Origin of the sequence: Kitasatospora nipponensis, from assembly GCF_039528135.1 — a bacterium.
In the GTDB taxonomy this organism is placed as follows: Bacteria; Actinomycetota; Actinomycetes; order Streptomycetales; family Streptomycetaceae; genus Kitasatospora; species Kitasatospora nipponensis.
Window position 1 is genome coordinate 68,016 of the sequence record NZ_BAAALF010000006.1, and the last position, 13,185, is coordinate 81,200.

Below are 13,185 nucleotides of genomic sequence, written 5' to 3' on the forward strand. Positions count from 1 at the left end.
CCTCTTCCCGGACAGTTCATCAGGTGTCGCCGTCCCCGGGTTCGATGTCGAGGGCGTCGTGCAGTCCCCGCACCAGCGAGCCCATCGCGGGCAGCGCGGCCACCAGGGCGGCGCGCTCGTCGTCGGCGAGGCCGTCCAGGGCGGTGGCGATGCGCTGCTCGTGGGCGCGCTGCCATGCCTCCAGCCGCTCCACTCCCGTCGCGGTGAGCTGCACCGAGGCCCGGCGCCGGTCGCTCAGGTCGGTGCCGCGGTCGACCAGGCCGGCCGCCATCAGCCGGCTGATCAGCCCGGAGACGGTGTTGGGGGCAAGACGCAGCCGTCGGGCGAGCTGGCCTGCCTGGGCGGGCTGGGACTCGGCGAGCGACTGGAGGATCTCCACCTGGGCGATCGGCAGCGTCTCCCACGGGTAGTCCGAGCGGATCGAGGCCCGCAGGGCGCGGCGCAGGCCCGTTATCGCCTCCGTTAGCAGGCGGGCGTCGAGGGTGGGCTGCGGTGGGGCCGGCCGGAGGCCGGCGGGCGAGGGCGGACTGGCCATGGAGCAACCCTAACCACGCGAACGGGCAGGCGAGGCATCCGCGGACCCGTGCGCGTGCGGCCAGTGGCCGCGACAGCGCCGAGAGTCCCGCCGAGCGAAGGCAGGTCGTATACGCCGCGGTTCGCGGCGGCGCGCCGCAGCAGGGCGGCGAACCACTCGAACGGTGGACACCTGCGCGGCGTGTCCCGGTGGGTGCCGCATTCGTTCCACCAGGCTGAGGCAGCGCGGCCGATGTGCCCGGGCTCGGCGCCGCGCCCGGCATCGGTTGGTGGTGTATCGCGTGGACCTGGTCGAGAGCGAGACGGTGAGCACGGCGGTGGCTTGCGGGCAGGAGCCGCCTGGGCGCCTTCGGGGCGCGGCGCGGCTGGTCGGCGTGGACCTGCTGGCGGGTCTGATCACGGCGCTGTTCAGCATCCCCGAGGGCATGGCGTACGCGGCGTTCGCCGGCTTCGATCCGGTGGCGGGCCTGTACGCGGGTGTGGCGCCGGCCGTGGTCGGATCGCTGCTGGCGGGCAGCCCGCTGATGGTGACCACGTTGACCAGCGCGATCGCGCTGACCTCACGCACCGCCTTGCACCACGCGCACCTCGCGCCGGGCGACGGGGCGAACGTGGCGGCGCTCGGCCTGCTGGTGGGCGCGGCGATGGCCGCCTTCGCCGCGCTGCGCGTGGGCTCGCTGCTGCGGCTGATCTCACCCGGCGCGATGGCGGGGTTCTCGGCCGGGATCGCGGTGCAGATCATCGCGGGGGCGCTGCCGGATGCCACCGGCTACCGGGCCGGGTACCACAACCGGTTGCTGCGGATCGTGGCCTGGGCGCTGCGGCCGCAGGAGTGGTCGCTGCGCGCGGCGTTGGTGGCCGCGGTGACCGTCGCGGTGTGGGCGCTGGCGCATGCGGCGCGGCGCACCAGGCCCTTCGCGGTGCTGGCCGCCCTGGTCGTGGTGGCGGGCGGGGTGTGGGCGTGCCGGGTGGCGGTTCCGCTCGCGAGTTCGCTGGGCGCGGTGCCCTCCGCTCTGCCGTCGCTGTCGGTGCCCGCGTGGGACGTGCTGCCGCGCCTGGTCCCGGGCGCGAGCGCGGTCGCGCTGGTCGCGCTCGCCCAGGCCGCGGGCATCCACCCGCCGCCGCCTGAGCGGGCCGTCGGCGCCCGGCGCCGGGTCTGGGGCAGCGACCTGTGGGCGCAGGCGGCTGCGAACCTGGTGGGTGCGTTCTTCCAGGCCCTGCCGGCCGGAGGTTCGCTCTCACGCACCGGCGTCGCGGTTGCGGCCGGTGCCCGCACGCGGTGGGCCGGCGCGGCCTCGGGAGTACTGCTGGCCGTGTTGGTGCTCGGGCTGGGGGATGCGGCCGGGCGGATTCCGCTGCCGGTCATCGGGGCGCTGCTGATCGTGATCGGCGTGAAGCTGATCACGGGGCGCCTGCCGGCGCTGCGGGCGGCCTGGCGCGACGGGCGCTGGGAGCAGGCGGTCCTGGCGGTCACGTTCCTGGCGACCACGCAGTTCCCGTTGCAGTACGCGTTGCTGCTCGGGCTGGGCCTGTCGCTCGTGCGACGTCGCGCGGGCACTGGGGTGGGGCGCGTCGAGGTCACCGTCGCCGAGGGCGCCACACCCGCGTGAGCACGCCTCGGTGGGCGAGCACCCGGTCGGTTCCGCTTCGGCGCCAGGTCGTGGGGCGTTCGGGTCGGCTGGCACACTCCCTGGGTGACCACTGTGCAGCCGATGTCCCGCCAAGCCTTGCTCCGCCGCGGTTTCGGGCTCGAATACGCGACACTGAGCTGGAACGTGATGGGCATCGCCGTCCTCGCGACAGCCGCGATCAGCGCCCGCTCGGTGGCACTGGCCGGGTTCTGCCTGGACTCCCTGATCGAGATCGGCGCCTCGACGGTCGTCATCTGGGAGCTGTCGGGTACCGGTGAGGCCCGGCAGAAGCGTGCGCTGCGGCTGATTGGCACAGCCTTCGCCCTCCTCGCCGTGTACCTGTTCACGCAGTCGACGACCGTACTGGTCACCGGATTCCACCCCCCGTCACTCCGCGCTGGGCACCGGCTGGACCGCGGCGACGGTCGTCGTGATGTTCGCCCTGGCCGCCGGCAAGGCCCGCACCGGTGCGGCACTGGACAACCACGTACTGACGACGGAGGGCCGGGTCACACTGATCGACGGCCTGCTCGCCGCTGCGGTGCTTCTCGGCCTGCTGCTCAACACCACGGCCGGCTGGTGGTGGGCCGACCCGGCCAGCGGCTACGTGCTGGTCTTCTACGCCGCCCGCGAGGTCAGGGAGATCTTCTTCGCCCGTCACTGAAGCCTCGGGGCATACTGCTGGCGTCGCCGTGCCGCGAACGTTCGGCGGGCGAGGTGGGCGGGACCGAGGAAGGTGTTGGGGAAGATGGCTGACCGCACGGACCAGGGCGGCGGGAGCGGGCGCCGGGCGGCCGGCGAGCTGGAGAGCAGCGTGCTCGCGGTGCTGTGGGCCGCCGATTCGCCGCTGACGGCCACGCAGGTCAACGAGCGGCTGCCCGGGGAGCTGGCGTACACCACAGTGGTGACGATCATGTCGCGGCTGCACGACAAGGGCACCCTGCGCCGTGAGCGGGCCGGGCGCAGCTACGCGTACGCGCCGGTGCGCGACGAGGCCGCCCACACCTCCCGGCTGATGCACTCCCTGCTGCACCACGGCTCGGACCGCGAAGCCGTGCTGGCCCGGTTCGTCTCGGACCTCTCCGACGAGGACGAGCAGCTGATCCAGCGCCTGCTCCTCGGCGGCGAGGGCGATGCGGGCGGTGCGGCCGGACAGGGCCGCTGACGCCGTGGGCCCGAGCTACGTCGCGCCGTTCGCGACCAGCGCTGCTCTGGCCGGGCTCGCCCCGTACCTGTCCCGGCGCCTCCCCGCGCGCCCGGCCGCCTGGTCCCTGGTGGCGGGTGCCCTGGTGGCGGCCTCCGGGTGGATCGGGGGTCTGGCGCTGCTGGCCTTCACCGGGCTGGGGCAGATCAGGGCGGTGGCCAACCAGGGCCCGTGGTCCGTGTGGTACCTGCAAACCCAGGAACCGGTGAGCCGGATCGGGGCCGGGGTGTGCGGCACGGTGCTGCTGGCCTGCGCCGTCCTGCTGGCCCGGGCCTCCTGGCAGCGGGGCCGGGTGCTGGTCCACGCCCACCGACAGTGCCGTCAGCTGCCGGCGGGAGGCGAGCTGGCCGTCGTGGAGGACCCTGTCCCGGATGCCTTCGCCCTGCCCGGCGCGCCGGGGCGCGTGGTGGTGTCCACCGGCATGCTGCGGGCAGTGTCCAGCGTCGAACTGGAGGCGCTGCTGGCCCACGAGCGAGCACACCTGCACCACCGCCACCATCTGTTCCTGCTGGCGCTGAGGCTGGCCGCCGCCGCCTGCCCGCTGCTGCACCCGCTCGCCCGCGAAGGCGCGTTCGCCATCGAGCGGTGGGCCGACGAGGAGGGTGCCCGCGCGGTCGGCGATCGCACCGCGATGGCCCGCGCCCTGGCCCGGGCCGCCCTGGCCGGCAAGCGTCACGGCCGCGCCACGCCGCTGCTGGGCGCTACCGGCGGACCGGTGCCGCGACGGATGCGCTCCCTGCTCTCCCCACTGCCCCGCATTCGCCGAACGGCCCTGGCTGCGGGGATCGTCCTGGCGGTGGCCTGCTGCCTGAGCCTGGTCCTCGCCGCCCACACGACCGAGCAGCTCTTCGAGACCGCGATGCGCGTCTACGTGCTGCGCCACCCCGCGCACTGACCCGGTCTGCAGCCGCACGACGGGGCCGGCGAGAGGCGGCCACCGCCGGCAAAGCGGCCCCGGCTCGCCGTACGGGGGATGGCGAGCCGGGTACCTGCGGCGGTGGCCGCTCGGCAAAAACTACTACACGCTGTAGATTGCTGACCAGTCGCGCCGTCAGGCACATCACGCACGGGCTGCCCAGGGCAAAACGATGCTGCTGCAGAACTAATCTGTCTCCGATGTACTGTGATGGCCGTCGCGTGGCGGGTCCGCCGCCACGCCCGCCTCACCGGGAGAACGGCCTCCATGCAGCTCGCCTACCTGCCCAGCCCCTCCCAGGGGGTCTGGCACCTGGGGCCCGTCCCGATCCGCGCGTACGCGCTGTGCATCATCGCCGGAGTCGCCGCAGCCGTGTGGCTGACCCGCAAGCGGTGGTCCGCGCTCGGTGGCAACCCGGACGACATCTCGGACATCGCGGTGTGGGCAGTGCCGTTCGGCATCGTCGGCGGCCGGCTCTACCACGTGATCACCGACCCGGAGCTGTACTTCGAGCCCGGGCGGCAGCCGATCCGGGCCCTGTACATCTGGGACGGCGGGCTCGGCATCTGGGGCGCGGTCGCACTCGGAGCGGTGGGGGCCTGGATCGGCTGCCGCCGCCGGGGCATCCGCCTGTCCGCCTACGCGGACGCCCTCGCGCCCGGCCTGGTGCTGGCGCAGGCGATCGGCCGCCTGGGCAACTACTTCAACCAGGAGCTGTACGGCAAGCCGACCCACCTGCCCTGGGGCCTGCTGATCGACCCGGCCCACCGGCCCGCCGCCACCCCCGACGTCGCCACCTACCAGCCGACCTTCCTGTACGAGCTGCTGTGGGACCTCGGCGTCGTTGTCCTGCTGCTGTGGGCGGACCGCCGGTTCAACCTGCACTCGGGGCGGCTGTTCGCGCTGTACGTGGCCGCGTACACCGCCGGGCGCGGCTGGGTGGAGGCGCTGCGCGACGACCACGCCAACCACATCCTGGGCCTGCGCCTGAACGACTGGACCGCGTTGATCGTCTTCATCGCCGCCATCGCCTACCTGCTGGCCACCCGCAACCGCCCCGCCCTGCCTGGCGGACTGGGGTACCGGCAGGAAGCCGCCGGCACCGAGCAGAGCGAGGACCGGCCGTGACGCTCTCCCCGACCCGCCAGCGCCCGGCCCAGAGCGCCGCCTCCACCACGTCGGCGGCGCTGCCGCGCGCCCGCCGGGGCCTGCTGCCCACCGGGTGGATACGGGCGGGCCGTCCCGCCTGGTGGGCCGAGCTGCTGCTCATCGGCATCGGCTGGTCGCTCTACAACGCGGTCCGCAACGCCGTCCCCGCGCACCGCGGCGCCGCCCTGCACCGGGCCCAGCATCTGCTGGACCTGGAGAAGCAGCTGCACGTGGGCTTCGAGCTGACGGCCAATCACGCGGCCGACCGGATCACCTGGCTGATCGTCGGGATGAACTACTACTACGCCACGCTGTACATGGTCGTCCTGGTCGGAGTGCTGCTCTGGCTCTACTTCCGCCACCCCGAGCAGTACCGAGCGGCCCGCACCGCCCTGTGCACCGCCTCGGCCACCGCCCTGATCGGCTTCTACGCCTTCGCGCTGGCCCCGCCGCGCTTCCTGACCGCCGACGGGTTCATCGACACCGTGGTCGCGCACCACACCTGGGGCTCTTGGGCGTCCAGTTCGGTCGACAGCGTCTCCAACCAGTACGCCGCGATGCCGTCCATCCACATCGCCTGGGCCACCTGGTGCGCCGTCGTCCTCTACCGGCTCGCCAAGCACCGCATCGTCCGGGCCCTGGGCCTGCTCTTCCCGCTGAGCACCTTCGCGGTGATCATCTGCACCGGCAACCACTTCGAGGCCGACGCGGTGGCAGGCGCACTCACCATGGCCGGCGGCTTCGCCGTGCAGCGCCTGCTCACCGGCCGCCCCGCGCTCGCTCGCACGTAGCGCGGCGCAGCCTGCCGCACCCCCATTCGATCGGCTGAGGACAGGGCGCCGGTGGACCTCGTACGCAGCGACACCACCATGTGGACCGCGATAGGCGCGACCGCGCTGGACTTCGGCGCGGTGATCGCCCTGCTCCTGGCGCTCGCCGCTCTGCTCTTCCCTTCGGCCCGGCGCGCGCCGACCGGGGCGGGCCCCGGCCGCTTGCTTCTCGCCCTGCTCCTGACCGCGGGCGCCGTCGCCTCCGTGGCCTGGACGATCGCTCACTCCTGAGTGCGCTCCTGACCGATGGTCACCCGCAGAACACCTCATGACTTTCCGCATATGATCCATCACTAAAGGTAATCATCGCGTGCATCCGGCGACGGCGGAATGGGCTGAGGTGCTAAGTGGAGGTGGCATGCAGCTCGGGGCTCTGGTGGCATCGGGGGTGGCGGCCGGTCAGCGACGGTTGTTCGCACTGATGATGGGCTGCTACGCCCTCGCCCTGGTGGCCCCCGGCCCGGGGCTCGCGCTTCGGCACACGAGCGTGCCGCTGGTGGGCGCGCACGGCTCGGTGTCCCTGCTCCTGCTGGCGGCGATGCTCTTCGCTGCCGGCACGAACTGCCGCATCGGGGAGCTCGGGCAGCTCGCCCGACGCCCTGGGCGCCCGATGCTGGGCATCACCGCCAACGCCCTGATGCCGCTCCTGCTGCTGCCGGCGCTCGCGGCGGCGACGGGCCTGTGGCACGATCCGCGCGAGGCCGACAGCGTGGTCGTAGGGCTCGCCCTCGTGCTCTCCATGCCGATCGCGGGCGGCGCCGCCTCCTGGGGGCAGGCAGCCGGCGCGGACACCGCCCTGGCGGTGGCGATGGTCCTCGGCTCAACCGTGCTCAGCCCGCTGACAATCCCCCTCGGACTGGGCCTGGCCGGCCTGCTGACGCTGCCGCACTCCACCGCGCAGCTCCAACTGGCAGGCGGCGTGGCAGGCGGGGCCTTCGCGGTCGGCTCAGTGGTCCTGCCGTGCCTGGCCGGAGTGGGCTTGCGCCTGCTGGCCGGCGAGCGGCGGATGCCGCGGCTGCTGCCCTTCATCAAGGCCGTGAACCTGCTCGACATCCTCCTGCTGTGCTACTCCAACGCCTCCGCTGCCCTCGGGCACCTGCTGCGCCGCCCGGACCCCGACGCGATCGCGATGGCCGTCACGGCCGCAGCCCTGGTCTGCGCGGCCGGCTTCCTCCTCGGCGCGGTCCTAGCCCGCCTCCTGCGCGCCCGGACGCCCCAGGCGGTCGCCCTCACCCTGGCCTCGGGGATAAACAACAGCAGCGCGGCCTCCGTCCTGGCGGGTACCTGCTTTCCCGGCCGTCCCGGGGTGCTGCTCCCGGTCCTGTCCTACAGCCTGCTGCAGAAGGCGATCGCCGCCCGGGCGGCCCGGGGCCGACGGGCGGCGCGCGACTCCTGAATCACCCGCCGCCTGGCGGGAGCCTGTCAGCGGGAGGCGGCGTGCGCACCGGCCGGGTCGGCGATCAGGACCGGGCGCAGCGCCCCGGCGCGCAGGCGCCCGACCAGCGGGGCGGCCGTGCGGCCCAGCATCCAGCTGACCAGCAGGGCCACGGGCAGGGCGATGGCGGCGGCACCGAGTACGTCGTGCGGGTAGTGGGCGCCGACGTAGACGCGGGTGAACGCCTCCAGCACGGCGAAGGCGGCGGCGATCGCGGACAGGCGGCGGTCAAGCAGGAACAGCGCGGCCACCGTTCCGGCCGCCACCGTGGTGTGGCCGCTGGGGAACGCGTAGTCAGAGGGGGCTGGGCACGCGTCCACGAAGTAGTCGTGGGGCAGCGAGTAGCAGGGGCGCACCTCGGCGACGATCTTCTTGACCACCTCGGCGACGGCGAAGGCGGTCACCACGGCCACCGGCGCCGCGAGCGCGAGAGTCATGTCGGTGGTGTCGCTGCGCCGGGCGCGCCACCAGCCCATGATCATCAGGACCGCGAACACCCCGAGCCCGGCGTTGGTCCACAGTTCGATGGGGGTGTTGAGCCACTTGGTGTCGCGGGCCAAGCCGGTGACGGAGGTGAACAGCGAGCCGTCGATGCCGGAGCCGTCGAACGCAAGCCGAAGTGCGGGGGAAGGTGTCATCGCGCGGGATCTCTCACTCGGGGCGCCCGGGCAGGCGGGGGCCACAGCCGTCCTGGACAGCCCAGCCAAACTTCTACACGGCGTAGATTGTCTACGCGACTGTAGACGCTGACACGCGAGCGGCCAACCTGTGAACGCCAGGCGACGGCTGGATGGATGAGTTCCGCACTCCGTCGGACACCGGCCACAGTGAAGCCGGGCCACATCGGGCAGGGAGAAAGAACTCCCTCGAAGGGCCAGTGGGTCGGCGTCCACCGGATCGACCAGGTATTCGGCGATCCCGCCGTCGGCCCGGACTGGTCCGCGCCATCGAAGGCGCACTCACGGGTGCCCCGGCGGGGACGTTCGCCCGGGTCGACCCCTGCACCCCACAGCGGCAACGCCCAGCCCCAGCCAATAGGGGCACGGCCGAGGGGTGCGCGCTAAGCTACTACAAGCTGTAGATGCGCCTGAAGGTGGCGCTCCATTGGGGCGAGATATTGCATCTGTTGCCGACATAATCGGTCACAGATGTAATATGGTGATGTGACCGGCACCCCTGTGGAGCCGGCTGCCCCCGCGCATCCGCGCCCGGGCGGGACACTCCCCTGGGGGACGTCACCATGGCCGTACGCGTCGATCGGCCCCACCTCTCGCCCGCGCACCTGCGCACCCTGCTCACCACCGAACGTCCACGCCCCGACCGGATACGCACGTCGCCGTGGGCCTGGCGCCTGGCGGTCGGCACGGTCTGCTTCGGCGCCTTCATGGGTCAACTCGACGCCAGCATCGTCACCCTCACCTACCAGCCGCTGCGCACCGAGTTCCACAGCACCCTCGCCGGCGTCGAGTGGGTCTCCCTCTCCTACCTGCTCACCCTGGTCGCCATCCTCGTCCCGGTCGGACGCCTCTCCGACATCCGCGGCCGCAAGCTCATGTACCTCTACGGCTTCGCCGTCTTCACCGCCGCCTCCGCCGCCTGCGGCCTGGCCCCAGGGCTGGCCGCCCTGGTGGCCTTCCGCCTAGTGCAGGCGATCGGCGCTGCGCTCATGCAGGCCAACAGCGTCGCGCTGGTCACCACCAGCGCCCCGCCCGACAAGATGCGCGCAGCCCTCGGCATGCAGGCCGCCGGACAGGCCATCGGACTCGCCCTCGGCCCCACCATCGGCGGCGCACTCGTCGCCACCCTCGGCTGGCGCTGGGTCTTCGGCGTCAACGTACCCATCGGGATCCTCGCCCTCGTCGCCGGCCACTACCTGCTCCCGCGCACCCGCCAATGCGCCACCGGCACCCGCATCGACCCGCTCAGCGTCCTCCTGCTGGCCTGCTCGACCACCACCGCCCTGCTCGCCCTCTCCATCGCCTCCGGACTCGGCCTGCCCGCCTGGACCGCACTGCTGCTCACGGCAGCAGCCGTGGCGGCCGGATGGGCGTTCCTGCGCCGCCAGGCCCACTGCGCCCATCCGCTGCTCGACCTCGCCCTGCTGCGCACCGGCCGACTCGGCCCGGGCCTGCTCGCCGGACTCTGCTGCTACCTCGTGCTCTTCGGCCCTCTCGTCCTCGTCCCGGTCGAACTCGCCCGGCACGGCAGCACACCGCTGGCCATCGGCCTGGTTCTGACCGCGCTCCCGCTGGGGTTCGCCCTGGCCGCCACCACCGCAGAGCGTCTGCTCCCCGCCGCCTGGAGCGACCAGCGGCGAAGCCGCGTCGGCGCGCTCGGCTGCGTCCTCGCTCTGGCACTGCTGGCCGCGCTGCCCCTGCACGTCGGCGTGCTGCCCTATCCGCTGGCCCTGCTCGGACTGGCGCTCGGCGTGTTCGTCCCGGCCAACAACACCCTGGTGATGCGCGCCATCCCCACCGCCTCGGCCGGCACCGGCGGCGGCATGGTCAACATGACCCGCGGCCTGGGCACCGCCATCGGCGTCGCCGCCGTCACCCTCGCCCTGCACCTGGCCCCCGGCGACTCCGGCGCGTGCACCGCAGCCCTCACCCTGCTGGCCTTCGCGGTCCTCGCTCTCGTGACCACCCTGCCGGGACGGCCACCCGCCCACCGAACCGGAGCCTGACCACCGTGGACGACACCTCCTTCGAGGCCGCCCTGCGCAACTGGCCCGGCCTGCACACCGCACCGGCCAGCTGCGGCACCGGCTGGGGCGCGCGCACCGACTACCGGGAGGTCATCCACCTGCACAGCACCCACCAGGCCGACATCCACCTCTCCAACGCCATCATCGAACACCTACGCCCCGAACTCACCGAATCCGCACACCTGCGGCTTCACCCGGGCAGCGGCTGGGTCACCGTCCACCTCGACCACCCCGAAGCCGGCGACCTGGTCCTCACACTCGTCAGTCTGGCCCTGGCCGCCAACACCGTGGTCAAGACCGACCACCTGACCTGGCGCGCCCCCTGCCCCCGCCACCAGACACCGCCCCCTCGGCGCCAGGACGCCGACGGCACCGCCGACCCCGAGCCAAGCGCACCCGCTCCGGCCAGCGCCCCCCGCGCAGGCAGACGGTAACGACAGCCGCCTTGACGGCGTGAAACCCGTCGGCCGACACCGACCTGGCAGTCGCACAGTGGACGCTGGAGGCACAGGCGAGGCCGCCAGAGCCCGGGCGCTGAAGAGCCCGGAGTGCGGGCCAGCGCCAGGACGGGCTACGGCTTCGGGCTCCTGTAAGGACTGCGGTGGGCGTGGTGTCCGGCGGCCAGGGCCCAGGTCGACCAGACCAGCACGTAGCGCGCCAGCGAGCTGGGCTGGACGGTCCGGATCGTGCGACGATGCCGGTATGAACCGACTCGCGAACGCGACGTCGCCGTACCTGCTCCAGCACGCCTCCAATCCGGTGGATTGGTGGCCATGGGGAGAGGAGGCGATGAATGAAGCTAAGCGACGGGACGTCCCCATCATGTTGTCGGTGGGGTATGCGTCCTGTCACTTATGCTTTTAATAATTTACTGGTGTCACGTGATGGCGCACGAGTCCTTCGAGGACGAGGTGGTGGCGCGGTACGTCAACGAGCGGTTCGTCGCGGTGAAGGTGGACCGTGAGGAGCGGCCGGACGTGGACGCCGTGTACATGGAGGCGGTGCAGGCGGCGACCGGGCAGGGTGGGTGGCCGATGACGGTGTTCCTGACGCCCGGCAAGGACCCGTTCTACTTCGGGACGTACTTCCCGCCCGAGCCCCGGCACGGGATGCCGTCGTTCCGGCAGGTGCTGGAGGGGGTCGACGCGGCCTGGCGGGAGCGGCGGGACGAGGTCGGCGAGGTGGCCGGGCGGATCCGGGCGGAGCTGGCCGAGCGGGCCGGCGTGTACGGCGCGGGGGCCGGGCCGGGGGCGCCGGGGGAGGCGGAGTCGGAGCAGGCGCTGGCGGAGCTGGCGCGGGGCTTCGACGCCGCGCGCGGGGGGTTCGGCGGGGCGCCGAAGTTCCCGCCGTCGATGGTGCTGGAGTTCCTGCTGCGCCACCACGCCCGCACCGGTGAGGAGTCGGCGCTGGCGATGGCCGCGCGGACGGCCGAGGCGATGGCGCGTGGCGGGATCTACGACCAGCTCGGCGGCGGGTTCGCGCGGTACTCGGTGGACGCCGGCTGGGTCGTGCCGCACTTCGAGAAGATGCTCTATGACAACGCGCTGCTGATCCGGGTCTACCTGCACCTGTGGCGGGCCACCGGGGACCCGTTGGCTCGGCGGGTGGTGCTGGAGAGCGCGGACTTCCTGCTGCGTGAACTGCGCACGCCCGAGGGCGGGTTCGCCTCCGCGCTGGACGCGGACAGCGTGGACGAGGAGAGCGGGAAGTCACTCGAGGGGGCCTACTACGCGTGGACCCCGGAGCAGTTGACCGAGGTGCTGGGGGTCGAGGACGGTGCCCGGGCGGCCGGGTGGTTCGCGGTGACGCGGGGCGGCACCTTCGAACACGGGCGCTCCGTCCTGCAGTTGCCGCGGGACGCGGACGACCCGGAGGGCTTCGCCCGGGTCCGTGCCGGGCTGCTGGCGGCCCGTGGCGGGCGTCCGGCGCCGGCCCGCGACGACAAGGTGGTGGCGGCCTGGAACGGGCTGGCGATCGCCGCGCTGGCGGAGAGCGGGGCGCTGCTGGGGCGGCCCGACCTGGTGGAGGCCGCGGCCCGCGCCGCCGACCTGCTGCTGGCGGTCCATCTGACCGCCGAGGGACGGCTGTTGCGCACCTCGCGGGACGGGCGGCCGGGCCCGAACGCGGGGGTGCTGGAGGACTACGCCGACACCGCCGAGGGGTTCCTGGCGCTGTACGCGGTGACCGGGGAGGAGTCCTGGCTGGCGCTGGCCGGCGGACTGCTCGACACGGTGCTGAAGCACTTCACCGACGAGGCGTCAGGAAGCCTGTACGACACGGCCGATGACGCCGAGGAGCTGATCCGGCGGCCCCAGGACCCGACCGACAACGCGGCGCCGTCCGGCTGGACGCCCGCCGCCCAGGCGCTGCTGACGTACGCCGCGTACACCGGCTCGGAGCGCCACCGGACCGCCGCCGAGCGGGCGTTGGGCGTGGTGGGTGCGTTGGCGAGCCGGGCGCCGCGGTTCGTCGGCTGGGGGCTGGCGGCCGCCGAGGCGCTGCTGGACGGGCCGCGCGAGGTGGCGGTGGTCGGGCCCGCGGACGATCCGCGGACGGCCGTGCTGCACCGCACCGCGCTGCTGGGCACCGCACCGGGCGCCGTGGTGGCGCTCGGCGACCCCGCGCAGGCCTCGGAGGTGCCGCTGCTGGTGGCCCGGCCGCTGCTCGGCGGGGCACCGGCGGCCTACGTCTGCCGGCACTTCACCTGCGACGCGCCGACGTCGGAGCCGGCCGTGCTGGCCGGGCGGCTGGGCGTGCGGGTCGAGGAGTAGGCCGGGGCGCC

Annotated in this window: 12 protein-coding genes and 1 pseudogene; 11 read left to right on the forward strand and 2 right to left on the reverse strand. The window is 73.4% G+C overall.

Features of this window, described 5'->3' with window-relative positions; translation table 11 throughout:
• Positions 1-19 precede the first annotated feature (19 nt).
• On the reverse strand, positions 20-535 hold the full coding sequence (locus ABD323_RS03500; RefSeq protein ID WP_344438949.1) for a MarR family winged helix-turn-helix transcriptional regulator: 516 nt from the start codon (positions 533-535) through the stop codon (positions 20-22).
• Between the two features lie 280 nt (positions 536-815).
• Here ABD323_RS03500 and ABD323_RS03505 point away from each other — a divergent pair, with 280 nt between their 5' ends.
• From ABD323_RS03505 to ABD323_RS03540, 8 genes are all read left to right on the forward strand, one after another.
• Positions 816-2,144, forward strand: a complete 1,329-nt coding sequence (locus ABD323_RS03505; RefSeq protein ID WP_344438951.1) for a SulP family inorganic anion transporter — start codon at positions 816-818, stop codon at positions 2,142-2,144.
• Positions 2,145-2,598: 454 nt separating this feature from the next.
• Positions 2,599-2,829 carry a hypothetical protein gene (locus ABD323_RS03510; protein ID WP_344438953.1) on the forward strand — a complete coding sequence of 77 codons (231 nt, stop codon included), beginning with the start codon at positions 2,599-2,601 and terminating at the stop codon, positions 2,827-2,829.
• Positions 2,830-2,913: 84 nt separating this feature from the next.
• Entirely contained in the window at positions 2,914-3,330 is a 417-nt protein-coding gene (locus ABD323_RS03515) for a BlaI/MecI/CopY family transcriptional regulator (protein ID WP_344438955.1), read from the forward strand.
• A gap of 4 nt (positions 3,331-3,334) precedes the next feature.
• Positions 3,335-4,264, forward strand: coding sequence for a M48 family metalloprotease (locus ABD323_RS03520; RefSeq protein ID WP_344438958.1), 930 nt, complete (start codon positions 3,335-3,337; stop codon positions 4,262-4,264).
• Positions 4,265-4,552: 288 nt separating this feature from the next.
• Positions 4,553-5,413: a prolipoprotein diacylglyceryl transferase gene (gene lgt / locus ABD323_RS03525; RefSeq protein ID WP_344438960.1), complete on the forward strand. Its 861-nt coding sequence runs from the start codon at positions 4,553-4,555 to the stop codon at positions 5,411-5,413.
• Positions 5,410-6,225 carry a phosphatase PAP2 family protein gene (locus ABD323_RS03530; protein WP_344438962.1) on the forward strand — a complete coding sequence of 272 codons (816 nt, stop codon included), beginning with the start codon at positions 5,410-5,412 and terminating at the stop codon, positions 6,223-6,225. The genes lgt and ABD323_RS03530 overlap by 4 nt, the downstream gene beginning before the upstream one ends.
• Before the next feature lie 51 nt (positions 6,226-6,276).
• Positions 6,277-6,495, forward strand: coding sequence for a hypothetical protein (locus ABD323_RS03535; protein ID WP_344438964.1), 219 nt, complete (start codon positions 6,277-6,279; stop codon positions 6,493-6,495).
• A gap of 127 nt (positions 6,496-6,622) precedes the next feature.
• A complete protein-coding gene (locus ABD323_RS03540) occupies positions 6,623-7,660 on the forward strand; it encodes a sodium-dependent transporter (protein WP_344438966.1) in 1,038 nt (345 codons plus the stop codon).
• 26 nt (positions 7,661-7,686) lie between these two features.
• Here ABD323_RS03540 and ABD323_RS03545 read toward each other — a convergent pair whose 3' ends face one another.
• Positions 7,687-8,337, reverse strand: a complete 651-nt coding sequence (locus ABD323_RS03545) for a phosphatase PAP2 family protein (RefSeq protein WP_344438968.1) — start codon at positions 8,335-8,337, stop codon at positions 7,687-7,689.
• A gap of 602 nt (positions 8,338-8,939) precedes the next feature.
• Here ABD323_RS03545 and ABD323_RS03550 point away from each other — a divergent pair.
• The 3 genes and pseudogenes from ABD323_RS03550 (at position 8,940) to ABD323_RS03560 (ending at position 13,174) form a co-directional block, all read left to right on the forward strand.
• Entirely contained in the window at positions 8,940-10,382 is a 1,443-nt protein-coding gene (locus tag ABD323_RS03550; RefSeq protein ID WP_344438970.1) for an MFS transporter, read from the forward strand.
• A gap of 5 nt (positions 10,383-10,387) precedes the next feature.
• Entirely contained in the window at positions 10,388-10,837 is a 450-nt protein-coding gene (locus ABD323_RS03555) for a luciferase domain-containing protein (RefSeq protein WP_344438974.1), read from the forward strand.
• 268 nt (positions 10,838-11,105) lie between these two features.
• A pseudogene (locus tag ABD323_RS03560) lies at positions 11,106-13,174 on the forward strand (thioredoxin domain-containing protein).
• Positions 13,175-13,185: the final 11 nt, after the last annotated feature.